The sequence below is a fragment of the Photorhabdus sp. HUG-39 genome, assembly GCF_963878365.1.
GTDB classification, from domain to species: domain Bacteria; phylum Pseudomonadota; class Gammaproteobacteria; order Enterobacterales; family Enterobacteriaceae; genus Photorhabdus; species Photorhabdus kayaii.
In genome coordinates this window covers 285,793-309,108 of sequence record NZ_CAWNWY010000001.1, presented here as the reverse complement: position 1 = coordinate 309,108, position 23,316 = coordinate 285,793, and the positions used below count along the sequence as shown (strand labels likewise).

The following is a 23,316-nucleotide window of genomic DNA, read 5'->3' as shown; positions in this document are numbered from 1 at the left end:
GATTAGGGATAAACAAATAAATTCTAATTAAGGTGAAGTAAACAATAGAGAATTAGTAATTTTGATTGTAGATTAAAGTCCATGCTGGGTGCTAAACAGGTAAAAAGTATGGAAATACGTGGCAACTATCAAATAAAACCAATAAAGGTATTAGGGGGTGGCAACTTTGGTAAAGTCGAGCTTGTCGAGTTATATACTCTCAATGGTGCATTGAGTGGACTCTATGCCAGAAAGATTTTATCTGTCAACGAGAATTTTGTTGGCGAAATATATAGTTATGATGACTGGAAAAAAAGATTTCAAAGAGAGGTTAGGTATCAAGCTTCTTGCTGTCATTCCAATGTCGTCCATATTTACATTCACCATTTAAATATTGACACTCCCTGGTTCATTATGGACCTTGCTCAAAATCATCTTAGATCGGATCTTCGGGAAGATAGATTAGATTTAAATGAAAAAATTGAAGTAGCCAAGATGGTTCTCAAAGGCGTTCAACATATACATGAGCGAGGATATTTACACAGAGATCTAAAGCCTGAGAATATCCTTAGGCATGCAGATGGCACGTATAAGGTCTCTGATTTTGGGCTGGTTAAAAATGCTGATAGTCAAGCTGAGTCTGAAATGATTTCTAATATGGCTGTTAATATGGGCACTGATGGGTATATGTCGTTTGAAGCAAAGAAAGGGATGTATAGCGTAAAATCAGATATTTATGCGCTTGGGATTATAATTCACGAGATAGGAATTTCTCAGGTAAATGGTATCGATGACATTATACGTAAAAGTACCTGCCTTAAACCAGCAGACAGATATGACTCAGTCTCGGAGATGTTGATAGATTTAGATAAAGTAATAGAAAGGAGTGGTCGATGATAAATTTATTGAATTGTGGGCTATTCTCCTGCCGCAAAGATGATAAAAAAGAAAATCAAGATTCCATTATGCCACCTATGAGTTTAGGTCATGGATATATTTTTGCGGTCGCTGATGGGGTCGGCGCATATGAAGGAGCAAAAGAAGCATCTTTGTTAGCGATTAATTACCTATCAAAACTAACACCCGACGAGGTTGCAGATATAGGAGCTGTGTTTACTTCGATTAAAAATCAACTGCCCAGCCTACTAGAACTGAACAGTAAATTTTATAGCTCGGCTACAACACTTACATTTTGTTATGTTGACAATAGAAATGTTCACATAGGCCATGTTGGTGATACTAGGGTGTATGTTAGAAAAGAAAGTAAGCTGATTCAATTATCTAAAGATCATACTGTTCATCAAGAGTTATTTGATGAAGGTTTATTTACTAAAAAAGAACTAAAAGAGTTGGATGGAAAAAACACTCTAACATCAGCACTTTCAAGAGTGGTTGAATTACAGTATCAAAAAATTTGCATTCCAGTTTCGGATCTCATATCAAAAGATGGAACATTGGATGTTTATGTTATGTCTGACGGTGCTCATCATTTTTGGGAGAAAAGACCTCGATTTTCTCACAATACAGTAAGCAATCCGGTTAGATTTGCTGCAAGTTTGCAGAGAAGAATTGAAAATGCTCCTCCGATTGATGATTATTCTCTAGTAGCGGCGGGATTTAAAATCGAATAATGCAGGTCATGGGGCATCTATTTTACAAAAGCCATCAGTTAACGCTGGTGGTTTTTATATCCGCAGTACTCAAACACTATGAGTAACTAACTCAGAGCATTCTGCTGCAAGAGTGCTCGATAGTAGTGATTCAATCCGAGACGGTATTTAAAATGCCGGGGATTTATTAGACTGAAAAGCGGAATATTCTGATTACAACTGTTTCCGGGGTGGAAAGGGTTCAATTTTATTTAAGGAAATTAAATGGCGCTCACAGGCAAACAAGAAATGTTTTGTCGCGAGTACCTCGTCGATTTGAACGCGACTCAAGCTGCAATTCGCGCGGGGTACAGTGATAAAACTGCAAACCGCATCGGCTCTGAAAACTTGACAAAACTTGACATTCAAAAACGGATTTCAGAACTAAAGTCAGATCGTAATGAAGTGGTTAAAATCGATGCTGAATATGTGCTTAAACGCTTAGTCGAAATCGACAGAATGGACGTACTAGACATCATTGATGACGACGGAAGGTTAAAAGCAGTAAGCGAATGGCCGGTAGTTTGGCGTACAACATTATCAGGCTTCGATATTTCCACGACGATTTATGACTACGACGGAAGTACAGAAGAAACCATTCTCAAGAAAATCAAGTGGCCGGATAAAGTTAAAAATCTTGAGTTACTGGGTAAGCATGTTGGCGTGCAAGCGTTCCGTGAGAGCGTTAAGACTGAGCTGACGGGTGCTGGTGGCGGGCCGATCAAGATTGATTTAACTGACGAGCAACTTGAAGAGAGATTAAAGGAGATGGGTCATGGCCGTCGCTCAAGTAAGCTCAATGAGAAACTTACAGACTCTTGAGGCATATCGGCGTAGAGCGATAGAACAAGCCCGATCATCTCTGATGGATTTCACGCTCTATACAAATTCGCGATACGAAACGGGCTGGTTTAATGAGCTGTTATGCCTTGAGTTAGACCAGTTTCTGAAAGACGTTGAAAATGGCAAGATGCCGCGCTTAATGATATTTGCCCCCCCTCGCTCCGGGAAAAGCGAATTAGCGTCTCGTCGGCTTCCTGCGTACGCATTAGGCAAGCATCCGAACTGGCACATTATTTCGTGTTCATACTCTTCTGATCTCGCTAATCGAATGTCACGTGACACGCAGCGCATTATTGATACTGAAAAATATCAAGATGTGTTTCCCAACACTCGCTTAAACGGAACGAACATTAGGACGCTGGCGGGCGGCGCTATTCGTACTGCGGAACTATGGGAAGTGTTGGACGCAAAAGGTCAATTGCATGGCGGCTCTTATCGCGCGGCGGGTGTGAATGGCGGTATCACGGGTCAAGGGATGAATATCGGCATCATTGATGACCCAGCTAAAGACTATAAAACAGCATCATCTCCGGTTTATCAAGAAGCCGTGATGGACTGGTATGACACAACGTTCTTTACTCGTGCAGATCCGAAGTTAAACGGCATCGTGATTATCCTCACGCGCTGGCATCAAAATGACTTGGCGGGGCAACTTCTTAAACTGGCTGAGGAAGGCGGCGAGCAATGGCGAGTAGTCAGTTTTCCAATGGAAGCCGAAAATGAAGAAATTCACGTCCTGAACGGCAAAACGTACAATTTGAGAAAGCCGGGTGAAATCCTGTTCCCTGAACGCATGCCCCGCGATTTCGTCGATAAATGCAAGCAAAGAGGTTCGCTTGTCTGGAATGCTCTCTATCAACAGAGACCAACCGCAAAAGGCGGCGGCTTAATCAAATCTGAGTGGTTTAAAGAGTATACCGTCTTACCGCCGTTGAAATGGCGGATCATTTATGCAGATACAGCACAAAAAATCAAAGAAGTGAACGACTTCTCTGTTTTTGAACACTGGGGGCTTGGTGAGGATGGGCGCTTGTATTTGATAGATCTAATCCGTGGAAAATGGGAATCGGATGAATTGAAACGGCGTGCAGTCGCTTTTTGGCACAAATCAAAACATAGGGATAAAAGTCCACTCAGATACATGGCAGTGGAAGATAAATCATCAGGTACAGGGTTGATACAGAGTATACGTAAGGATGCTACTTGCCCGATAAAAGCTATACAACGTAATAAAGATAAGTTCACGCGATTAATGGATACACAAGGATGGATTGAATCTGGATATATCTACATTCCATCAAAAGCAGATTGGGTGAGCGATTTCCTTGTTGAAATGGAAGGGATTAATACTGAATTCAATACACACGATGACCAGCTCGATCCGCTTATGGATGCAATAGAAAATGAATTAATTAATGGGACCGTCAGCTATGACAAATGGGCTTAATCAATTAGATTTTGGCGGTAAGCCACGCATTCGCCTGACTGCTGATGGCATCACGAATGTCATGACAGGAATGGGTACATTACGTGATCGGCGCATGTATAACCACTTTACATTCGGCATGATGCAGGATTTCGCTGAACTGGAAGCAGCTTATATTGAGAACTGGATAGCTCGCGCGATTGTGGATATTCCAGTCGATGATGCGACGAGAGAATGGCGGTCATTTTCATCTGATGATGCTACAGCTATTCGTAATGCTGAAAAATTCTTTAATGTCAAAGCGATAACTCAGGAAGCATTTAAGTGGGCTGGAGTTTACGGTGGCGCGGGCGTATTACTGATAACAGATCAGCCACTTGATAAGCCGCTCGAATTGAACAGAATCAAAAAAGGTTCGCTTAAGCGCTTGCTGGTTCTTGATCGCATGTTTATTAACGGCCAGCAATATAATGTGACAAATCCGTTGGCAGAAAATTACATGCAGCCGGATTTTTATGTGGTGAATGGCGGTACACAACAAATTCACTACAGTCATTTTGTCAAAGCGCCGGGCGCGGCGTTACCCATGCGCTTGCGCATGATTAATGGCGGTTGGGATGACAGCAGATTGCGGCGCTGTATGGAAGACGTCAAAGATGCTGTTTCTGCAAAAGGTGGTATCGCATCTCTGATTCAAGAAGCCAATATTGACACAATTAATCGTGATGGTTTGTCTACTGACCTATCATCTGGTGATATGGATGGTGCAATAGCAAAACGTTATAACACATTTGGCATGATGAAATCTCTGTTCAGAATTGCGCTGCTGGATTCAAGCGAAGTACTGGATAGAAAACAAATCTCATTTAGTGGAGTCGCTGATGTGTTATATGTCTTGATGGAATGGTCTTCTGGATCAACGCGTATCCCCATGACAAGGCTCTTTGGTGTACAAGCAAAAGGATTGGGTGACTCAGGGAAGGGAGATCAGAATAACTATTTCAGTGACATAAAAGGTAGTCAGGAAACCGACTACAGGCCATTTTTGGAAAAAATTGATGAAGTTCTGATTCGTTCAACTCTGGGCACATATCCCGATGGGTTGGATTTTTCTTTCGCACCGCTCACGCAGCCGTCAGATACAGAGATATCCGCACAACGACTGGCTGATGCTCAGGCTGATGATATTCGTTTAAATCAGAGAGTTGTCAGGCCGTCACAAGTTGCGCGAAAATTAATGGAGCAAGGGGTTTATGGTATTGAAGAGGAAGATATTACCCGACTTGCTGACGACGAATCCGCCGAGTTCTCAGGTGATTATCAGTTCAAGCTTGGAGACCTTGCAGGACCTGATAAAGAAAACACCGGTCAGGCGCAGAGCGCCGATTAGACCCATCAAGCCGTCTGACGAAACAGAGCGTTATTACTGTGCGCAATTACGTGAAATTGTTAGACAGATGGCGCAAGCTGTCGATGAGGCGCTAACGCCAGTCCTCCGCCGCAATTATACCGCTGATAGCTATCTCACTGACATTATCAAAGAGGCCATCAGGCAAGCATCAGAGTTGTTTTTCAATTCAGCATTTGGACAACAGACAGAGCGATTGGCGCAACGTGTTGTCAGTCGGGCCGAGTCTGAAAGTTCCGAAGCCTTTGTTGAACAAATTAACCGGGCTATCGGTATCGACATGACCGGGTTAATGGTCAATGAATCCCTCGTTGATTATTTTGATGCATCTGTAGAGAGCAATGTTGCGTTAATCAAATCACTATCATCTGATTATTTTGATGATATTCAGCGTGAAGTGATGGACGGTATTTTGCGCGGTGACTCATTGACTAACATTGTTCGAAATATTCAGTCAGTGACCGGAGCGACATACAAGCGAGCACGTCTAATAGCCAGCGACCAAACGCTAAAAATACACAGTGATATTACACGCAAGCGTCAGCAATCAGCCGGTATTGATCGTTTTCGTTGGGACACTTCGCAAGATGTAAGAGTGTCCGGTAATCCGGCTGGCAAGTATCCCAATGCAAAAATTAAATGCTTCATGATAGCCCGTGCTGATGTTGGGCATGGCCGTGGGGTCTATCTTTGGTCGCGTGGTGCTAGCTATGCAGATGAAACAGGACTATTTCCCGGTAGAGCACATGTTAAATGTCGCTGTAATGGCACTCCATTAATCAAAGGTCTTGATTACTAATTAAATAGGATTATTACATGCGGATTACTGTATGTGACCGCGTGACCTTTCCAGTTACATCCCAACGAGAAATTACTCCCGAGGGCTATTTAAAAGTCCCCGGGCGGGTTGCGCGTGTCGGTATTCAGCAATATCTAGCGTCTGAACTGGGATTAACGGACAGGCCACCCGGTAAAATTGTTAATGTTTATCGCCCGTATGAGGAAGTATTTTCTCAATCGAGCCTGGGTAGTTATGACAATGTTGATGTCACAATTGATCACCCTGACGAGCTTGTTGATTCCAATTCATTTAAGCAAGTCACAGCCGGGCATGCTATTTCTTCGGGAAGACAAGACGATGATTATGTTGTCGTTGATTTACTTATCAAAGATCAAGCAGCAATCAATGCAATAAACGGAGGTAAGGCGGAATTATCCGCTGGATACACATCTGAATATGAGAAGTCTTCTGGTGTTTCACCAGACGGGGCACCCTACGAATTTATTCAACGCGATATCACTATTAATCACATAGCGCTATGTGACCGAGCAAGGGCCGGACATCGCGCGCGCTTATTTGACCATAAACCCACTGGAGTAACACACATGTTTAAAGTTGTACTCGATTCTGGCGTACACGCAACGGTCACTGATGAAGCAACTCAACAGTTGATCCAATCCACAATTGATGGACTGAAAAAACGCGTTAAAGACGCAGAGGAAGAAAAAGAAAAGGCCGAAGCCGCTAAAGATGAGGCAGAAAAGGAAAAAGAAGAGGCAGAAGCCAAGGCTGACGCTAAAGATGAAGAAATTGAGGAATTAAAGGAAAAAACCTCTGAGGATTCAATCTCTAAGCGTATCGCTGATGTCATGTCTGCGCGTGATGCTGCAATGAAAATTGGTGGCACTGGCTTTAACTGTGATTCAACCGATCCATTAAAGATCAAACGCGCTGCACTTGATGCCGCTGGTATTAAATGTCGCAAATACACTGAATGGAATAAAGCCCCGGACACATACGTTTCAGCTTATTTTGATGCAGAAGAAGAGCGTCGGGAAAACGAGGATGACGGCGAGACCGAAGAAGAAAAACAACAGGCTAATGATTCACTGAAAAATTTCAGTCGTGACATGCGCAAAACAAAGACGACTGACGCTCAGTCTATGCGCGATAGCGCTCGGCAAGAGTGGATGGACAAACGTTACGGTAAACAACCGGAGAAAAAATAATGGCTATTGCTCAAAACGATTTTACGCTGTTCCGCGATAAGGCGTATGAGGGGCAGGTTTCAACGATTGATGTTTATGAGGCAATTTCTCGCCGCGTTGAAACTGCCTTAATCCCATTTGGTCGCGCGGTAGTACGTGGCACTAAAGAACGCTCATGCGGCCCGGTCTCGGCAACAACCACAGCCGATCAGGTTATCGGTTTCACTATTCGCACATTAGCAGAATTTAGCAACAGCATGCCGACGAATCCGCCGAATTACCAGGTCGGCTATGACGTCAATCATATCGCATCTGTACTTCATCGCGGGCCAATGCATGTGCTTTGCGTTGATGGCGCTGAGGCAGGACAAGTTGTTAGTGTCATTTTGAAAGAGGGGGCAGATCAAGGCCGCCTGACTACTGGAATGGGGGCCGGTTTGCTGGTGTTAAATCAGGTGAGATGGGTAGATAACGTGAAAGCGGGTGAGATTGGCGAAATTCGCGTTGATGGCATTCTGAATGTCTATGTAGAAGGGAAATAATTCATGAGAAAAAGTGTTTTTGACGTCAGCCCGGTAGCTGCATTGTCTTTTTTGGTTCAGCAAGCGGCATATATTGAATCCGAAATCTATCGTATGGAATACCCGCAGTTCAAATACAATACACTGTTACCTCTTGATGACAGTGCGCCGGACTGGATAAAGGTCGTGGCTTTCCGCTCGATAGATGCACGCGGTGAATTGCAGATATTTGGACCAAATTCTACTGATGTCCCCACTGTAGACATTGCAATGAGTCAGGGCTTTCAAGAAATTAAAATGGCGGCGCTGGGTTATACCTATACGCTGGAAGAAATTGGCTTCGCCATGCAGAACAATATCAGTCTTGATGCTGAGCGCGGGCAAGCTGTGCGTGATGTTGTAGAGCAAGGGCTGAACAAGATCTACTTGCTCGGCCATGATGACATCGGGGAAGGACTTTACACTAGCAAAAATGTGTCAACAGAGGCAGCAAAAGCCACACTGCAAGCATTGATTGCTGATATACCAACAAAGGGAACGCAGCCAGTTATTGACTTTTTCGGTGCAGCGTATAGTCAGGTTTACTTAAGCAATACGATGACTGTTCATCGTCCAAATACTTTTGTAATACCACCCGAGCAAATGCAGTTGCTGATGCGCACGCTGTTATCAACTCAGAACGCCTCAAATGTCACGTTGCTTGAGTTTTTGCGTACCAATTTCCGGGATATGGATTTTGATGATGACATTTTACTTAACGGCGCGGGGGCAGGTGGCAAAGATCGCATGGCCGTGTACAAAAAGGATAAGCGGGTTGTTAAAGGCCATGATGTGATGCCAATGCGCTTTCTGGCTCCTGCCACTGCCGATAACATTAACTTCAAAGTCCCCGCCTTATTACGTACCGGTGGTACGGAATGGCGCATTCCGAAAGCCGGGCACTATGTCGATGGGGTGTAATCGATGAACGAGTTAACCAATTTACATACAGCTCCGCTGACAGTAACTGATGAAAACGGTAAACGGATCACTATCCCTGTGGGACATTCCGTTCTTGTTCTTGTTAATGGTGATTTCATTGATCACCTATTTCATCAGGCTGGGATGATGCGTGTAGAGGTATTGGATACCCCTGACGCTGATACTGATGACAAGGATATTGGCGCACTGCGGGAGGAGTATGAAACTCTAATGGGTAAAAAAGCACCATCAGCAGCAAAGGCCGCAGCATTGCAGAAAGCTATTGCTGAAAAGCGAAAGGAGATAGAGCAAGCGTCTCGGCCAGAAAATACCGATAACCCGTCAATCTGACGGGTTTTTGCTTTAAGGGGGGAAGGTGGAAATTACAGCGCAAATCATGACTGATTTTCGTGAATACTACCCGGAATTCAGTAACGTTGAAACATGGTCTGATAAAAATGTTATTCAGGCACTTGAAGAGGGTGATTCAGAAACAGGTAAGCGGTGGCTGAAATATAATGCTCGTCCTGCGTCCATTAAAAAACGTGGCATGTTTGCGTTTGCAGCTCATCAGCTGGTGATGCGCAAACGTGCCATAAATGGCGATGTGGGGGCGGCTTATGCCATTTCGTCTAAATCCGTTGGTGATGAGTCAACTTCATTTGCTGTTCCTTCTGTTACTTCTGATGAATTAATTATCAACGGTAATCTTCCGCTAACTTCTTACGGCCTTGAATTTCTTCGCTTAAGGCGGCGGGCGGGAACTGGGGGAATGATGATATGAAGCTGAATGCAGAAGTCCGGGGCGGAAATAAACTGGCGCAGAAATTGCGCCAAATCCATGATCGCGTGACATCTAAACGGCGGGTGCTGGTGGGATTGCCCGCCGGTTCTGGTGAACAAGATGGGACGCCGCTAGTCGTCATTGGTGCAGTGAATGAATACGGTTCGGCGGATGGACACATTCCTGAACGCTCATTTCTTCGTGTTCCCATTCGGCAGAACCAAGACAATATCAAAAAGGCATTTCGTTCACTGACTGGACAGGTTGCTCGTGGCGATATAACAGCATTCCAGATGTTAGATCAAATCGGTGCAAAAGCAGCAGGGTATTGCAAAGAAGCCATTTCAGCCGGTATTGAACCGGCAAACGCAGAATCAACAGTGAAAGCCAAAGGATCATCTACTCCGTTGATTGATGACGGTATCCTGAGAGCCGCTATTACCCATGTTGTAGAGGATTAATTATGTTTGGCAATGGCTTAGATATGCACGGACATATCGATTCAACGTTTAATTCTCCTATTGCTGGTGGCGTGCGACTTATCCGCGCTGCAAAGGGTGATTATACCGGGCCGGGTGGCACGTGGCAGGAAGGAGAACCGCAAGTAATTCCGCTCACTCTTGTTAACATTCAGCCCGCCTCATGGAAGGATATTCAAACTTTAATCGGCATGGGAGGCACGGCAAATCCACAAGATGTACGTTCGGTGCATATCAATGATGGGGTTAATTATCTTTGGCCTGATGACGAAAGAAAGTTCAGCGATATGTTGGAATTTAGCGATGGATTGGCAATGCGGAAATGGCGCGTTCTGTCATGTGACAATCGGCCCTGGCGTAATTTTTGCCGTGCTGTTGTCGAGCGATATAGGGGAATGGGCTGATGGAAACTCTGGAAGAATTACACAGTGTATTTCAATCACTATTGAGGATGGCCTCCGGTGTTGAAACGGTGATTTTAGCCGATCAGGGCAGAGCGCCGCCAAAATCATTATATGTCACCTATAAACCCATCCCTATCCGCGCATACGGACAAACAAGACGGAAACGGGCATTTGTGCCCTCTGTTGAAGAATTTGACCCATCATTGGGAAATAACTGGCAGGATTTGCAAGAGATTGCTTATACATCAATGGAATTTATGGTGTCAGTGAATTTTCTCAATGAAGGCGCGGATAGTGCGATCATGCTGTTGCATAATGCCAATTTCCAGACTCCTGTCAGCGAATTCTTATATCGCAACAAAATAGCCTGGCGCTACGTGAGTAATTGCCGAAATCTGACAGGAATATTGCAAGCTGGCATCCAACCACGCTGGCAGGCAGACATTCATCTGTTTATCGAACAAACCGTATCCTACTCCCTGCTACGGGCAGCCGGATTCAAAATTGAAATTAATGATGAGAGGTAAGCATTCTCATGTCTTATTCTGTAGACAATATTATTCCTGTCAATCTGCTACTCACCCCCGCAGGGCTTGGGTACGCGGATTTTTCAAGTGCCCTGATATTTGCCGATGCAACGGATTTGGTTGATAAGGTTAAATTCGAAGCGGGTACATTCCGAGACTACAATTCAACGTCAGGTATTGCGGCAGATTTTAAAACTGACAGCGATATCTATCGCATTGCCACCCGCTATTTTGCCAATATTCCCAAGCCACCACAGATTACAGTATGGATGAAAAACTCGGCTGAATCGCTGGTGGAAAACATGAATAGCGCGGCAGATGCGCTGTGGCGGTATCACTACTTCTTTAAAAATACTGACGTAACCAAAGAATCGGTGATTGAAATCGCTGACTGGGCTGATGCAAACGGCCATCCGGTTTGGTTAACATTCAGTGATGAAGGGATCGTTGACCCAAATATCAAAGATGATGTGATATCGATACTAAAAACCAAGGGTAACAGGCATGTGTTTGCCGGTTATAAATCTCCGCCATCTGTGAAGACAGACCCGACTCAAGCGTATGCAATGATCCAGCTAGCCGCGGCATTTCACAAATTCCGTCCCGCTGGCATTAACACTGCTATTACCGGGGAATTTCAGGTGCTGCCCGGCGTTATAGGTGATGATTTGAAAACCAGCGCATACAATGCATTGAAAGCTAAAAATAGCGTATTTTTCACACAGATTGAGTTGACGGGTCAGACAGATAACAGCCGGGTGATTAACAGTAAATCCATGTCGTCATACGGTGAGTTCATTGATGATGTGGTCAATCTGGATGTGCTGAAAAATTATATTCAGGTTGATGGTTATAATTATATTGCCGGAGCGGGTTCTAAACGTGCGCTCACCCCGCGCGATTACGGCGGATTGCTGACGACAATTTCTGATACTTGTAAGCGGTTCTATAACAACGGCGTGTTGGGAACAGGTTCATATGTTGATCTTGATGACGGCAAAACAAAAGTGGCCCAGTTCGGTTTTATACTCCGTTCTAAACCCGAGGACGTTCTTAATTTGACATCATCACAGCGCAAACAGCGTCAATATCCGTCAACCTCTCTTTTGGTCATTCTGGCTCGTGCCGGTCATGTGGCCGAAATTAATATTAACGTGGAGTAATTTATGTCTATGCAAAGGTACGGTGCTGACGGTGCTAACCTGACCGTATTTGGTATCCCAATTGATGATTTTGGTGATACTGACCCGCCGATCACTATTGAAGACCTGGAGCCGCGAGCAACCTTGAAACGTGGAATTGGTAAAACCTCAGTTCGTCTTGATAACCCAACCCGTCCCAAGCGTCTGACGATTAATTTAATTCCAGGCTCTGAACAGGCCCGTCAAATCATTGCCGTAGAAAAAACAAAGGTAGATGCCACATTCTCGTTTTTTCAGACGGGAACGGCGGAAACCATTCTTGGCTTTGACGGGATTTTAGTTAACCGGGGTTCGACAACCCGCGCCGGTAAAACCGGTGTCAGTGACGAACAATTTATATTCGAATTTGCAGATTCAGAGGAAACCTAATAAATGGGCAGAAAGATTGAGATTGAAATTAACGGGACTACTTTTAGCGGGGCCACATCATCAGCTAAAGATCAACTGGAGATGTTACAGATTGTAGCCAGAGAGGGAATACTGCCAGTTATGAGTGATAACTCTACTGAAATGGGCTTGGCCGTGAGTCTGGCAACCGCAGATGCATCTTCATTGAATCGATTGAAAGAACTTTGCATCAAGAGCGGTAAGATTGTGCGTGATGCCGATAATGTGCCGGTTGCTGAAAATTTATTTCAGGACGAAGTACAGAATTACCTTGTCTTGCTTGGCAAAGTCTTAAAGGAAAATATCGGCCCTTTTTGGACGCTCAGCGCAGGGAGCGAAAACGGCGCAGAAGTAGCACAGAATCAATAAACCCCGCGATTAATTGGTTTCTCTGGCGCCCCTGTACGGGGGCCGGTGATGCCTGTCCGCCACTAGCTAAATGGTCTGATATGCTGGATGGAACTTACACTATCGATGATGTACAGGCCATGCACGCAGTCATGGATGATTTAGTCGATAGTATGGAACGCGCACTCAGTCACAACACCTAACACCCTGGCATCACGCCGGGGTTTTTTATGTGCTTCACACGCACGAATTAAATAAAACCCGGAACCTTTTCACAAATGCACCCTTGAGGACTGCCAGTGGTTGGCTGCCTTCTGGGGCTGGTATTCCTGTGTGACAAGGGTTCATTTTTGAGCAGGTAATAAGCTATGAATAATATTTTCCCAATGGAGTATGAAAAACAGTTGTTCCCATTCAGTAATGCATGTTGGGCTAATGCAACTGTGGCAGCCAAGCACTTTGGCAAATTGACAAAGGACTGGCTGAAATTAGGTTCAACTAAGAATTACATTAGGGAAGTTGGTCAAGAGCTTGATATTGAAGCGTATAATTCTAAAGGGGAGATTTCTCCTCTTTTAGTTAACGTAGAAAAAGGCCGCAACGGTGGTACTTGGATTCACCCTGAGCTGGTCATTGAGTTTGCTCGTTGGCTCTCTCCTAAATTTGCCCGGGCATGTGATAGACATATTAAAAACATGTTGATATCACAGAACCTAACACTGACCAAAGATCAGATTATCGATCTGCTCACCTATCAAGAGCCGACGACATGGGAAAAACGGTTCCAAGAGCCTTATTATCAGGCGTTATCGAGAATGACAGGCTTACCTTATTTTGGTCATGTAGGTGGTACTCCATCACTGTTTGGTGCGATCACTTCCAAGTGGGTATACCAGGTTGCATTACCAGATGTTGTTTATGCCGAAGCGAAAGAAGCTGCTAAAGGCAGCGGGGAGAAGATTCATCAATATCTTAAGCCAGAGGCATCAAAGCTGGTGGAAGAACAATTGAAAGCCGTAACAATGTTGGCTAACGGTTGCGCTGACTATAAAGATTTTGAGTCTCGTTGTATGGCGGCATTTTGGGTAAAAGGACAGTTAAAACTGATTTATCCAGCCGCATAACCCCGCGATATATGTATAGATATATACATTTCACTTTGGTATATTCTGGGCGGGCGCTTGAGACTATCTGTCTCTGGCGTGCCGGAGCAGATAGAAGAAAGCCCCATCCGACTATAAATCGAAATGAGGCCAGTTCTTATGCTCAGCAACATAAGATTAGCTTCTTGCACGCCGAAAGGCAAGAGGACGCTAACTATGAAACAGCAAAAAGCGATATTTATCGCTATCGTTATCTGCATTGCCGCATTAGCGGCTGTACTTATCACGAGGAAAGACCTCTGTGAGGTTCGCATCCGAAGCGGCCAAACGGAAGTTGCTGTTTTCATGGATTACGAAACCAAGTAAGAGCAACGGCGGGGAGCAATCCCCGCCATCTCTTGTTGTTGAACATGGCTCTCAAGCGCCCTTTTTTGCTTATGCCGCTCATGCGATTTTTGCGTTTAATTGCACCCTCCTGATGATAGGATGTGGTTTTGCAATCAATGAGGGTAACAATATATGAAGAGCTTAAGAATTTGGTTGATGTTGCCTGTTCTTCTATTGAGCGGATTTAATGCTTCTGCGGCATATGAAGAATGTAGTCTCTCTGATATTTCGATAAAAAATTTTAAGGTTAATGTTGTTAAATATAAATGGGGAGATATTGATTTAAAAGGCGCTGGCACACTTTTAAATAAATGCAATATCCCTGTCGGAGTGCAACTTAAACTATCAGCTTATGACTCAGCAGGAAATGCAGTCTTAGTGGATGATTTTTGGCCCGCAAGTATAAATAACATACCACCCGGAGAGTATGATTTTTCTATTCTAAGCGGTACAGATGGTAACGAAGATATGAAAACATTCAAGTTGATGCCAATTTCTGTTAAGAAATGGGGGAGCTAACTTACCTTAAAGCCCACTACGAGCTTTCCGCTCGCTGCCATACAGGCAAGAGCCCCTCACGGGGCTGTTTTACTTTTAGTTTTTTTTATTTCTTTCAAGTTTCACCGCGTTTTCTGCGGCAAGCTTCGCAATTTCTTCTAAGATCTCTTTTTCATAGCGGTAATCTATTGTCTTTAGTTGTGCTCCTGATGATGATTGACTCTGATTATTTAGTTCGTGCTTCCTTACTGCATCTAACAAAATGGCAACAATTTCAGCATTAACAGACCGCTTATTGTCTGATGCCATGCTTTGCACTGCATCTTTAAGGTCTTGGGGAAGACGAATGTTTATCTGTGGTTCTGTGCGAGCCATGTTTACTTTCTCCAAAAACATATGTTGACATAGTAGCACAGTGATGCTAATTTTTTAATAGTACAACGGTAATACTAACAACAATGGAGACGTTATATGATAGGGGCAAGAAAAATGCCACAGTTCAATATTCGCATACCAATAGAATTTAGGGATGCAATTAAGAACATGTCTTTGAAAAATGGGCGTTCAATGAATTCTGAAATAGTTCAGGCATTGAAGGATTACATCATTAAAAACAGCGAAGCCCCAACTGCGGGAACAGTCAGGGCCTCTAATTTGTCCAAAACCGAGGAAGGAATTTAGACATGTCAAGTATAGCAATTAATGAAACGCATAACACTATCAACGTACCATTTCAGCAAGGAATATTGTTGACAGGGTTACCTTCTGGAGTTATCTTGCGCTTGCGAGGCTTCGAAACCTCTTACAAGCGGACCAAACCAACCCCGTTAGCGTTGGGTTTTTTATGCCTGTCATTCAGTGGACGCAGTGCGCGGCCACACCCCGATCAAGGTCGGGAGGGCGACGAATACAACACCCGAAAGGGGAATAAGTCCGCGGTACTTGTAGCCGTTTCGAACCTCCCGGCACCATCATATGGTTTCTCTTCGAAAAAGATACAAGGAGTCAGCAATGACTAATCAAATTTCAGCCCAAAACCTTCCATCTATCCATCACAACAGTATTCCAGTAATCACAACTGAATTACTTGCTGAGTTGTATGGAACTGAAATCAACAATATTCAGCAAAACTTCAAACGAAACAATGATCGCTTTACTCAGGGTAAACATTATTTCAAAGTTGAAGGTTCTGATTTAAAAGAATTAAAGAACAGACTGACAGGAAGTCAGTCAGTCGCAAAACGTGCCCGCAGCTTAATGCTATGGACCGAACGCGGCGCAGCCCGTCACGCTAAAATGCTCGATACTGATAAAGCCTGGGACGTGTTCGAAGCGCTGGAAGATTGCTATTTCAGCCAGAAAGATACAATAGCAACATCCACTAAAACAACAACAGACGAACGCACCCCGTTACGTGATGCTGTAAACATGCTCGTTGGCAAGCGTGGATTAATGTATCCAGAGGCTTATAGCTTCATTCATCAGCGGTTTAACGTCTCTCATATCGATCAATTGCCTGCTGAAAAGATAACAGAAGCTGTTGAGTATGTTCACAAGTTGGCACTTGAAGGCGAGTATCTTGGCAAAGAGACCTCACTTTCGTTAAACGGAATCCAGTTCCCAGAAAACGGCAAGATTCTTATAACGATGCGAAACAGCACGGTTGATAGTTGCGAGATAGTTCGCCCTGATAGCCATGTCTTAACCCTTAACACATTCATGGAGTTAGCCCAAAAAGCCGGTTATCTCATCATTCATAGAGAAAACTTTTTGAGCATGGAAAATAGCTGGAAGTACTAACCCCCAAGTCAGGGATGGCACAATGTATGATTTAGGCAGAGGATTAAAAAAACTATGTCAAAGATAGGTAAAACCGAATTGACGATTCTCAATATAAGAACGAATATTAGTTATATGGCACTATTTTAGGGCAACTTTGGATGGTACAGGCGATTATTAATAACAGCATGTTAACATGGGCGAGAAATCGAGCATCTCTCTCCGTGTATTATATCGCTGAAAAATTTAATAAACCTGTTGAAATAATTACTGGTTGGGAGGATGGAAAAGAACCCATTACCTTCTCTCAAGCACAAAGGTATGCTGATTTAACTCATATTCCTTTTGGTTATTTATACTTAAATAAACCACCATACGAGCAGTTACCCATCCCTGATAGGAGAACCTTGGGGAGCATAGATAAACCTATATCTTTAGAGTTGAGAGATACGATAAATGATGTATTAATTAAACAGGAATGGTATAGAGAATACGCTAAAGCAGGTGATTTTAGTGAAGTTGATATTGTTGGTGCACTAACCATTCATCACTCTGTGGCGGATGTTGTTAACTTTATAAAAAATAGAATTGATATTTCCATACCCCCTACAAGGGGCAAATGGACTGACTTACTTTCTTTACTGGTAAAAAAAATAGAGTCTCTCGGTGTTTTGGTCATGAGAAATGGAGTGGTTAAAAATAACACTCATAGACCATTAAGCGTTGAAGATTTTCGTGGTTTTTGCATTGCTGATAAGTATGCCCCTGTGATATTTATCAATACAAATGATGCGAAATCTGCCCAATTATTTACTTTGATTCATGAATTAGCTCACTTAATTATCGGTGATTCTGCAATTTCTGATCTATCCCATAACACTAGAATTAAAGAAGAGATTTTATGTAACGCTGTAGCAGCTCAATACTTGACCCCTGAAAATATTTTCCTTAGAGAGTGGGTGAATAGCGAAAATTGGGAAGATAACATCGATAGATTGGTATCTATTTTTAGAGTTAGCCGGTGGGTTATTGCAAGAAAAGCTCTTGATCTTGATTTGATATCCTCTGATGAGTACGAAATATATATAAAAAAAATAAATGATAAAACAGAGGCCGGAAGAGGAATTTATACACGAAATCAAAAAGTCAGGATAAGTGAAAGGTTAGCTATAGCTGTTGTTACTCAAGCGCTTGAAGGTAAAATGTTACTGAGAGATGCACAACAGTTAACAGGAATTCGACCGAATAAATTATACGAATTCGCTCAAAAGGAGCTGGGGCTTTGATTTACTTAATTGACTCGAATGTTTTTATTCAAGCTCAGAATGAATATTACTGTTTTGATGTGTGTCCTGGCTTTTGGGAGTTTATTGAACGCAAATTCAATGAGGGGCAGTTTATCAGCATTAAAAACGTTTATCATGAGTTAGCCAAACAAGATGACGCTGTTTTTGCTTGGGTAAAAGATAGAAAGTCATTTTTTCAGTCGGTTGATGATATCGATACCCAAAAGAACTTTTCTGAAATAGTCAATTACGTAAATGAAGAATATTCTCCTAGACATAAAAATAGCCGTTTGCATATACAGACATTCCTAAATGTCGCTGATCCTTGGATTGTCGCTAAAGCCAGAACTGTACATGCAACAGTTGTATCCCACGAAGTTAGAGATAAATCCAAACAATCACCTAAACCCAAGATTCCTGATGTTTGTGATCACTTTCACGTACCGACAATAAGAACGAGTGAGTTATTAAGAAGTTTTCAGGTAAAATTCATTCTGGAACAACAACAAAAATAACCTCAACTCTCTTAAAAGATTTTTCGCTTTGCACTTCAATAGTGCCCGCCCCTCGCGGGTTTTTTCATATCTGGACGCTTAACTGCGGTTTTTTTGTATCTTAAAAACGAGGTCATAAATGGCGGAAACAATTGATTCACTACTTGTCTCTCTAGGTTTGGAAACTGATGCAAAAAGTTTTAGAAAAGCCAATGATGCGATTGGTGGTGTAAGAGATGGCATACTTCAACTTGCCGCCGCAGCGGGTGCTGGATTAGGGACAAAAGCCCTTACATCAGGTGTTTCAAGTTATGCTTTGGAAATGAAACGACTTAGTAACATCACAGGCTTTACTATCAAGCAAATTCAAGGGCTTGAGTTTGCTATGCGCCGACTGAGATTGCCGCCAGAGGCGGCGCATGAGTTAGCTAAAAAAATACCTGAATTACAGCATAAGGCGAAGTTCGGGTTGCTGGGAGATAAAGCATACTGGGGTAACGAGTTTGATCCGTCGCTGTTTGCTAAAAAAGCAGAAACATCAAAAATGCAGGCTCTTGAATATCTTGTCAGTAGCTATGAAAAGATGGATTATGACAAGAGGACCTTTTTAAGAGAAGGAATCGGCGGCGGTTCTGATGACCCTATGATTAGGCTTCTTGAAAAAGGCTCTAAATTTTTAGATGAGTCAATGAAAACATCTAATCAGATGCCTAGCATTATTGATGATAAATTACTCGAATCTTCCCAGAAATTTAATGATGAGATGGCTCTGCTTGAGACAAATTTCAACAATTTGACAACAGCAATGGGGAAAGATTTAATTCCTATAATAAATAAACTTCTTGGATCAATTAACAGTTTCATCAAAGAAAATCCCGAAGTATCAAAGGCTATTCTTGGCGCGGCTGCGGCTGGTACTGGTGTAGTTGCAGTAAAAGCAGGCACAAGTTTGATTAACAGATTGTTACCAGGGGGTAAAGCGCCAAAAGTTCTAACTCCAGCAGCATCCGCAGCAGAAGTGGGTTGGCTGAGAGCAGCACTTGGAACAGCGGCGCGTTTAGCTACAAAGGCTAATGTTGTATTGTCTGTAATTACTCCAGCGAACAGCTTTTACTCAGATGACGACATTCGCGCAATGAGCGATCCTGAATTTGCAAGAAAAAAATATAATCTGGCAGAGAAACAAGTTCCGTTTGGTGAAATATCGAAAGATTCACATAACATGTCAGTAATGCAGATGTTTCAAGATCCAGCCATCCGGGAGGCGCAAGAAAAGCTTAATAAAAGTTCAAAAACATCAGTTTCTGATATTGAGCCATATCTGCAAGATAAGAACGTTCGAAACTATCTTGACGCGATAGCGGCAGCAGAGGGAACCGATAAATACCCAGTGAGTGGTTACAATACAAAGTTCGGCGGTGGTCAATTTTATGGATACGTAGATCATCCGCGTGAATTAATGCCATTTACTCAAAGTGATGGGAAACAAAACCAGACATCAGCTGCGGGGCGTTATCAATTCACTAGCCGAACGTGGGATGAAGTCGCTGGTACACTGGGATTAACCGATTTCTCCCCTAAAAATCAAGATCTGGCGGCAATATATTTGATAAAAAAACGAGGGCAATTGGATAATGTTGTAGCGGGTGATTTTAATTCAGCAACGTCTGCATTAGGTAAAGAATGGGCGTCATTACCATCATCAAGTTATGCTCAACCGACGCGAAGCTATGCTGAAATGGAAAGTTATTATGCGCGTAGGGATACTGCGCCTGAGTTATTCAAATCATCATCACAACAGCAGGCTCGTGAGTATACAGTTAACCAAGAAGTTAATCTGAATTTTAGCGGCTCACCGTTGACCGGGGAAGAGATAGAAAATCATGTCAACAGAGCATTACATGACGCCGCAAATAATGCCGAGCAATCATTTAAATCAGGGGGTTATTAATGTCAATAGTAGGTATTTTCAATAAAACTCGCCCGCAAATTCGTGGGATTTTTTTTGATGCAATACTGGAGGAGTCAAGCGAACTCAGAACAGATATCAGTGAATATCCATTAGAAAACGCAATGACAGCGAATGATAATGCAGTCACACGCCCTTTGACTGTTACTATGACTGTAGCTGTGTCAGATAATCCGATCAAAGCTCTGATTGCTGAAACCGGTCAATATTCCGGGATATTGGGGGTGGGGGCTGGTGTTGCTACTGGCTTGGCCGCGTCAGTATTGCCAGGTGGAGTTGCTGCGCTTGCTGGTGTGGCTGCTTCTATAGGATTTTCAGTAGCTCCATTAGGAGAAAAGCGCTCGCAGACGATACTTGAAGAAATCAGATGGTCACAGCGCAACAATGAAATTTTGACAGTTACAGGTACTAGCGCAGTTTATGACAACATGATTATCACAAACACCCGTACAACTAAAAATAAAGATAATCAGGGAGGATTGGAATTAGTAGTTGAAATGCGGCAATTGAAGATCCTTAAGCGCGAACATGATGCTGATACTATTAATGCTAATCTCCCGACCGGTGACAGTGCCAGTACGCAGGGACAAGCAACTATTAATCATGGTAAAGTTTTATTGCAATGAATATTATTCCTCTTACAAGAAATGCAGCTTACCAAAAATTTTCTATTACACTAAATAATCATCAATTAGTATTTTATCTACGTTGGTTGACTCGATATAGATATTTTGTTGTTGATATCATGAGTATTGATAATAGTCCTATAGCGCTAGGCCGGGCATTACATGTTGGAGTAAATTTGCTTGCCGGGCTGAATACAGATATTGGGGAAATTATTCTAGAAGGAGAAACCCCAACTATCAGTAACTTGGGCATTAAAAATCAGTTAAAGTGGTATCCAATATGAGTAATGAACTATTTGGTAGGGATTATAAGTTAACAGTTAAATCTGTTGATGATGTTGAATTAATTTGCACGCCACCGATGCAAGTTAAATTCTCTGTTATCAATATGCCACAGAATCAAGTTTCTACAGCACTAATTACAATATACGGGGTGTCAGAAAAATATAGGCAATTAATACAAAAATATGACAATAAGAAAGATCGATACGGTACTGTTGTTTTATCTGCTGGATATATTAATAGTTCAGGAATGATTTTTAACGGACAAATAAACAGCGTAGAAGTGGCGCGGGATGGCGTTAATGTTTATGTGCGATTATATTGCTGGTCGGTAAAGTGGAATGAGGCTGTTATCGGTAAAACGTGGGGAAATAATACTCCAGCGAAAGAAGTTATACGGGATGTAGCTTTAACATTTGAAAATCCTGTGGAATTTATTGGAGATTTTTCTAACTTACCGGTTTTTAGTCATGGGTTAACACTGCCGTATACTAGGAGCCGTGATTTTTTAAATCAAATGAAAGCAACTTGGAACTACGAGTGGTTATTATCTCAATCACGAACAGCTATTATTAGAAACGGCTCGTCTAGAAATACCACTCATGAGATTAGTGCATTGAATGGAATGGAAGGCTTCCCACGATGGTATAGGACAGATTTAGAAATCGATGTCAAATTAGATCACCGAATTCAACCAGCAGATACAATAAAAATAACATCTGAGTTTTGGACGATAAATTACAGCGGGATGTACCAAACGGGGCTACAGGACATGGCAAATACTCAGCGTCGTACAGGAAAATTCAATGTCTTATCTACATCCCATCAGGGGGATTTTTGGAAAGACACATGGAAAACAACAATTACTTGCCTGTGGAATAATCAGTAATGCAAAATATTAATCCGTTTTTTTCTATGCTGGACACACTTAAGACATCTGCAATTAAAGAAATTATGGTTTGTTTGCCTGGTAAAATTGTTTCTTATAATTCGACAAATCAACGAGCACAAATTGAATGCGGTATTAACAGAAGCATTGGCGATCAGTTTTACACAATACCCATCATTGAAAATGTTCCAGTCCGGTTTTCGGGTACTAAAGAGTGGGCATTATTTCATGAATTGCCACCGGGCACAGAGGGATTAATTCATTTCAGCCAGCGTGCGGTTGATGCGTGGCTTGATCTTGGCGGGCCTGTTGCGCCAACTGATGCAAGAATGTTCAGCGCCACAGATGCTTTTTTCTCACCCGGCTATCGTTCAATGCAAACGGTTATTCCCGGCTTGCCAATATCGGGGATGGGAATGAGTAACCGATCTGGCTCTGTCCGCATTCATATGACGGACGGGGGGATAACGCTGTCAGTTGGAGGAACGTCACTATCACTGACAAGCTCAGGTATGACATATAACGGCCCAGAGTTCACAAATAGCGGCAAGACCACGCTGAATGGCAGAACCACAGTCAATCAAGGTGGCCTGTCCGTTGAGGGTATCGAGTTCGGCAAGCATGTTCACGGCGGGGTTCAAACTGGTAACGGTACGACACGAGGACCGCAGTGATAGAACGCCCCAGTAATCAGAACGTTCAGAGGATTATCAAAATGTTGATTGAAGAGCTCTATATGAATAACGATGAAGTAGAGAAACAAATCTATGAGCTATACCAGCTACTTGAACCTCAATTTCTCGCTGTCTGCAACGGGAGTGCTGACGTTGCCCGGAGACTCTTTAATAGTAAGTTTGCTAACGTGTTTGAAGATTTCGAGGTTAGTAAAACTACGACTACAAAAGAGGCATGTGAGAATATAAAGACCACTTTCTTTGTTCGCCTCGGTTCCACGTACGAGTCGATCATCACCGCAGTTCGGGCAGGTGAGTTTGATGTTAGCCATTGTTGATACCTTACTTGGTTGTGTGAGAGCTACCAAGATAGCATTTGCTAACCTCTTTGCCCTGGCATTCGCTGGGGCTTTTTTTTGAAGG

At 42.9% G+C, this 23,316-nt stretch carries 33 protein-coding genes; 32 read left to right on the top strand and 1 reads right to left on the bottom strand.

Annotated features, from left to right (window positions below; genetic code table 11):
* The first annotated feature begins 108 nt into the window (after window positions 1-108).
* From AAC155_RS01540 to AAC155_RS01440, 21 genes are all read left to right on the top strand, one after another.
* Window positions 109-876, top strand: a complete 768-nt coding sequence (locus AAC155_RS01540; protein ID WP_113040755.1) for a serine/threonine protein kinase — start codon at window positions 109-111, stop codon at window positions 874-876.
* Window positions 873-1,610, top strand: coding sequence for a PP2C family protein-serine/threonine phosphatase (locus tag AAC155_RS01535; protein ID WP_113040754.1), 738 nt, complete (start codon window positions 873-875; stop codon window positions 1,608-1,610). Before AAC155_RS01540 ends, AAC155_RS01535 begins: the two co-directional genes overlap by 4 nt.
* A gap of 243 nt (window positions 1,611-1,853) precedes the next feature.
* Window positions 1,854-2,450, top strand: coding sequence for a terminase small subunit (locus AAC155_RS01530; protein WP_113040753.1), 597 nt, complete (start codon window positions 1,854-1,856; stop codon window positions 2,448-2,450).
* Entirely contained in the window at window positions 2,404-3,918 is a 1,515-nt protein-coding gene (gene terL, locus AAC155_RS01525; RefSeq protein WP_113040752.1) for a phage terminase large subunit, read from the top strand. The genes AAC155_RS01530 and terL overlap by 47 nt, the downstream gene beginning before the upstream one ends.
* Complete coding sequence (locus tag AAC155_RS01520) at window positions 3,902-5,287, top strand: DUF1073 domain-containing protein (protein WP_113040751.1); 1,386 nt, start codon at window positions 3,902-3,904, stop codon at window positions 5,285-5,287. Before terL ends, AAC155_RS01520 begins: the two co-directional genes overlap by 17 nt.
* Window positions 5,238-6,104, top strand: coding sequence for a phage head morphogenesis protein (locus AAC155_RS01515; RefSeq protein WP_229015725.1), 867 nt, complete (start codon window positions 5,238-5,240; stop codon window positions 6,102-6,104). The genes AAC155_RS01520 and AAC155_RS01515 overlap by 50 nt, the downstream gene beginning before the upstream one ends.
* Window positions 6,105-6,121: 17 nt before the next feature.
* Window positions 6,122-7,315, top strand: coding sequence for a DUF2213 domain-containing protein (locus AAC155_RS01510; RefSeq protein WP_113040749.1), 1,194 nt, complete (start codon window positions 6,122-6,124; stop codon window positions 7,313-7,315).
* A complete protein-coding gene (locus AAC155_RS01505) occupies window positions 7,315-7,836 on the top strand; it encodes a structural cement protein Gp24 (RefSeq protein WP_113040748.1) in 522 nt (173 codons plus the stop codon). Before AAC155_RS01510 ends, AAC155_RS01505 begins: the two co-directional genes overlap by 1 nt.
* A 3-nt stretch (window positions 7,837-7,839) precedes the next feature.
* Window positions 7,840-8,775: a DUF2184 domain-containing protein gene (locus AAC155_RS01500; RefSeq protein WP_113040747.1), complete on the top strand. Its 936-nt coding sequence runs from the start codon at window positions 7,840-7,842 to the stop codon at window positions 8,773-8,775.
* 3 nt (window positions 8,776-8,778) lie between these two features.
* Window positions 8,779-9,126, top strand: a complete 348-nt coding sequence (locus tag AAC155_RS01495) for a hypothetical protein (RefSeq protein WP_113040746.1) — start codon at window positions 8,779-8,781, stop codon at window positions 9,124-9,126.
* Between the two features lie 25 nt (window positions 9,127-9,151).
* Window positions 9,152-9,559: a DUF4054 domain-containing protein gene (locus AAC155_RS01490; RefSeq protein ID WP_229015726.1), complete on the top strand. Its 408-nt coding sequence runs from the start codon at window positions 9,152-9,154 to the stop codon at window positions 9,557-9,559.
* Complete coding sequence (locus AAC155_RS01485) at window positions 9,556-10,020, top strand: hypothetical protein (RefSeq protein ID WP_113040745.1); 465 nt, start codon at window positions 9,556-9,558, stop codon at window positions 10,018-10,020. The genes AAC155_RS01490 and AAC155_RS01485 overlap by 4 nt, the downstream gene beginning before the upstream one ends.
* A gap of 2 nt (window positions 10,021-10,022) precedes the next feature.
* Complete coding sequence (locus AAC155_RS01480) at window positions 10,023-10,442, top strand: hypothetical protein (protein ID WP_113040744.1); 420 nt, start codon at window positions 10,023-10,025, stop codon at window positions 10,440-10,442.
* Window positions 10,442-10,969, top strand: coding sequence for a phage neck terminator protein (locus AAC155_RS01475; RefSeq protein WP_113040743.1), 528 nt, complete (start codon window positions 10,442-10,444; stop codon window positions 10,967-10,969). Before AAC155_RS01480 ends, AAC155_RS01475 begins: the two co-directional genes overlap by 1 nt.
* Before the next feature lie 8 nt (window positions 10,970-10,977).
* Complete coding sequence (locus AAC155_RS01470; protein ID WP_113040742.1) at window positions 10,978-12,132, top strand: DUF3383 family protein; 1,155 nt, start codon at window positions 10,978-10,980, stop codon at window positions 12,130-12,132.
* Window positions 12,133-12,135: 3 nt separating this feature from the next.
* Entirely contained in the window at window positions 12,136-12,540 is a 405-nt protein-coding gene (locus AAC155_RS01465; RefSeq protein ID WP_040154593.1) for a hypothetical protein, read from the top strand.
* A gap of 3 nt (window positions 12,541-12,543) precedes the next feature.
* A complete protein-coding gene (locus AAC155_RS01460; RefSeq protein WP_113040741.1) occupies window positions 12,544-12,927 on the top strand; it encodes a phage tail assembly chaperone in 384 nt (127 codons plus the stop codon).
* Window positions 12,873-13,109: a hypothetical protein gene (locus AAC155_RS01455; RefSeq protein ID WP_146748036.1), complete on the top strand. Its 237-nt coding sequence runs from the start codon at window positions 12,873-12,875 to the stop codon at window positions 13,107-13,109. Before AAC155_RS01460 ends, AAC155_RS01455 begins: the two co-directional genes overlap by 55 nt.
* Window positions 13,110-13,274: 165 nt before the next feature.
* Window positions 13,275-14,030, top strand: coding sequence for a KilA-N domain-containing protein (locus AAC155_RS01450; protein WP_113040740.1), 756 nt, complete (start codon window positions 13,275-13,277; stop codon window positions 14,028-14,030).
* A 195-nt stretch (window positions 14,031-14,225) separates the two neighbouring features.
* Window positions 14,226-14,375, top strand: coding sequence for a Hok/Gef family protein (locus AAC155_RS01445; RefSeq protein WP_146748035.1), 150 nt, complete (start codon window positions 14,226-14,228; stop codon window positions 14,373-14,375).
* Between the two features lie 153 nt (window positions 14,376-14,528).
* Entirely contained in the window at window positions 14,529-14,915 is a 387-nt protein-coding gene (locus AAC155_RS01440) for a hypothetical protein (RefSeq protein ID WP_113040738.1), read from the top strand.
* A 75-nt stretch (window positions 14,916-14,990) separates the two neighbouring features.
* Here AAC155_RS01440 and AAC155_RS01435 read toward each other — a convergent pair whose 3' ends face one another.
* On the bottom strand, window positions 14,991-15,269 hold the full coding sequence (locus tag AAC155_RS01435; RefSeq protein WP_158536463.1) for an Arc family DNA-binding protein: 279 nt from the start codon (window positions 15,267-15,269) through the stop codon (window positions 14,991-14,993).
* 96 nt (window positions 15,270-15,365) lie between these two features.
* Here AAC155_RS01435 and AAC155_RS01430 point away from each other — a divergent pair, with 96 nt between their 5' ends.
* The 11 genes from AAC155_RS01430 (at window position 15,366) to AAC155_RS01380 (ending at window position 23,231) form a co-directional block, all read left to right on the top strand.
* A complete protein-coding gene (locus tag AAC155_RS01430; RefSeq protein WP_113040736.1) occupies window positions 15,366-15,575 on the top strand; it encodes an Arc family DNA-binding protein in 210 nt (69 codons plus the stop codon).
* A gap of 2 nt (window positions 15,576-15,577) precedes the next feature.
* Window positions 15,578-15,913, top strand: a complete 336-nt coding sequence (locus AAC155_RS01425) for a hypothetical protein (RefSeq protein WP_113040735.1) — start codon at window positions 15,578-15,580, stop codon at window positions 15,911-15,913.
* Window positions 15,906-16,694 carry an ORF6N domain-containing protein gene (locus tag AAC155_RS01420; protein ID WP_113040734.1) on the top strand — a complete coding sequence of 263 codons (789 nt, stop codon included), beginning with the start codon at window positions 15,906-15,908 and terminating at the stop codon, window positions 16,692-16,694. Before AAC155_RS01425 ends, AAC155_RS01420 begins: the two co-directional genes overlap by 8 nt.
* Window positions 16,695-16,897: 203 nt before the next feature.
* Window positions 16,898-17,959: an ImmA/IrrE family metallo-endopeptidase gene (locus tag AAC155_RS01415; protein WP_229015818.1), complete on the top strand. Its 1,062-nt coding sequence runs from the start codon at window positions 16,898-16,900 to the stop codon at window positions 17,957-17,959.
* Window positions 17,956-18,474 carry a DUF4411 family protein gene (locus AAC155_RS01410; RefSeq protein WP_046396292.1) on the top strand — a complete coding sequence of 173 codons (519 nt, stop codon included), beginning with the start codon at window positions 17,956-17,958 and terminating at the stop codon, window positions 18,472-18,474. Before AAC155_RS01415 ends, AAC155_RS01410 begins: the two co-directional genes overlap by 4 nt.
* A 118-nt stretch (window positions 18,475-18,592) precedes the next feature.
* Window positions 18,593-20,404: a glycoside hydrolase family 24 protein gene (locus AAC155_RS01405; protein WP_113040732.1), complete on the top strand. Its 1,812-nt coding sequence runs from the start codon at window positions 18,593-18,595 to the stop codon at window positions 20,402-20,404.
* Window positions 20,404-21,048, top strand: coding sequence for a phage baseplate protein (locus AAC155_RS01400; protein ID WP_113040731.1), 645 nt, complete (start codon window positions 20,404-20,406; stop codon window positions 21,046-21,048). The genes AAC155_RS01405 and AAC155_RS01400 overlap by 1 nt, the downstream gene beginning before the upstream one ends.
* On the top strand, window positions 21,045-21,332 hold the full coding sequence (locus tag AAC155_RS01395; RefSeq protein WP_113040730.1) for a phage baseplate plug family protein: 288 nt from the start codon (window positions 21,045-21,047) through the stop codon (window positions 21,330-21,332). Before AAC155_RS01400 ends, AAC155_RS01395 begins: the two co-directional genes overlap by 4 nt.
* Window positions 21,329-22,219: a phage protein gene (locus AAC155_RS01390; RefSeq protein ID WP_113040729.1), complete on the top strand. Its 891-nt coding sequence runs from the start codon at window positions 21,329-21,331 to the stop codon at window positions 22,217-22,219. Before AAC155_RS01395 ends, AAC155_RS01390 begins: the two co-directional genes overlap by 4 nt.
* Window positions 22,219-22,893 carry a Gp138 family membrane-puncturing spike protein gene (locus tag AAC155_RS01385; protein WP_113040728.1) on the top strand — a complete coding sequence of 225 codons (675 nt, stop codon included), beginning with the start codon at window positions 22,219-22,221 and terminating at the stop codon, window positions 22,891-22,893. The genes AAC155_RS01390 and AAC155_RS01385 overlap by 1 nt, the downstream gene beginning before the upstream one ends.
* Window positions 22,890-23,231: a hypothetical protein gene (locus AAC155_RS01380; RefSeq protein WP_146748034.1), complete on the top strand. Its 342-nt coding sequence runs from the start codon at window positions 22,890-22,892 to the stop codon at window positions 23,229-23,231. Before AAC155_RS01385 ends, AAC155_RS01380 begins: the two co-directional genes overlap by 4 nt.
* Window positions 23,232-23,316 lie beyond the last annotated feature (85 nt).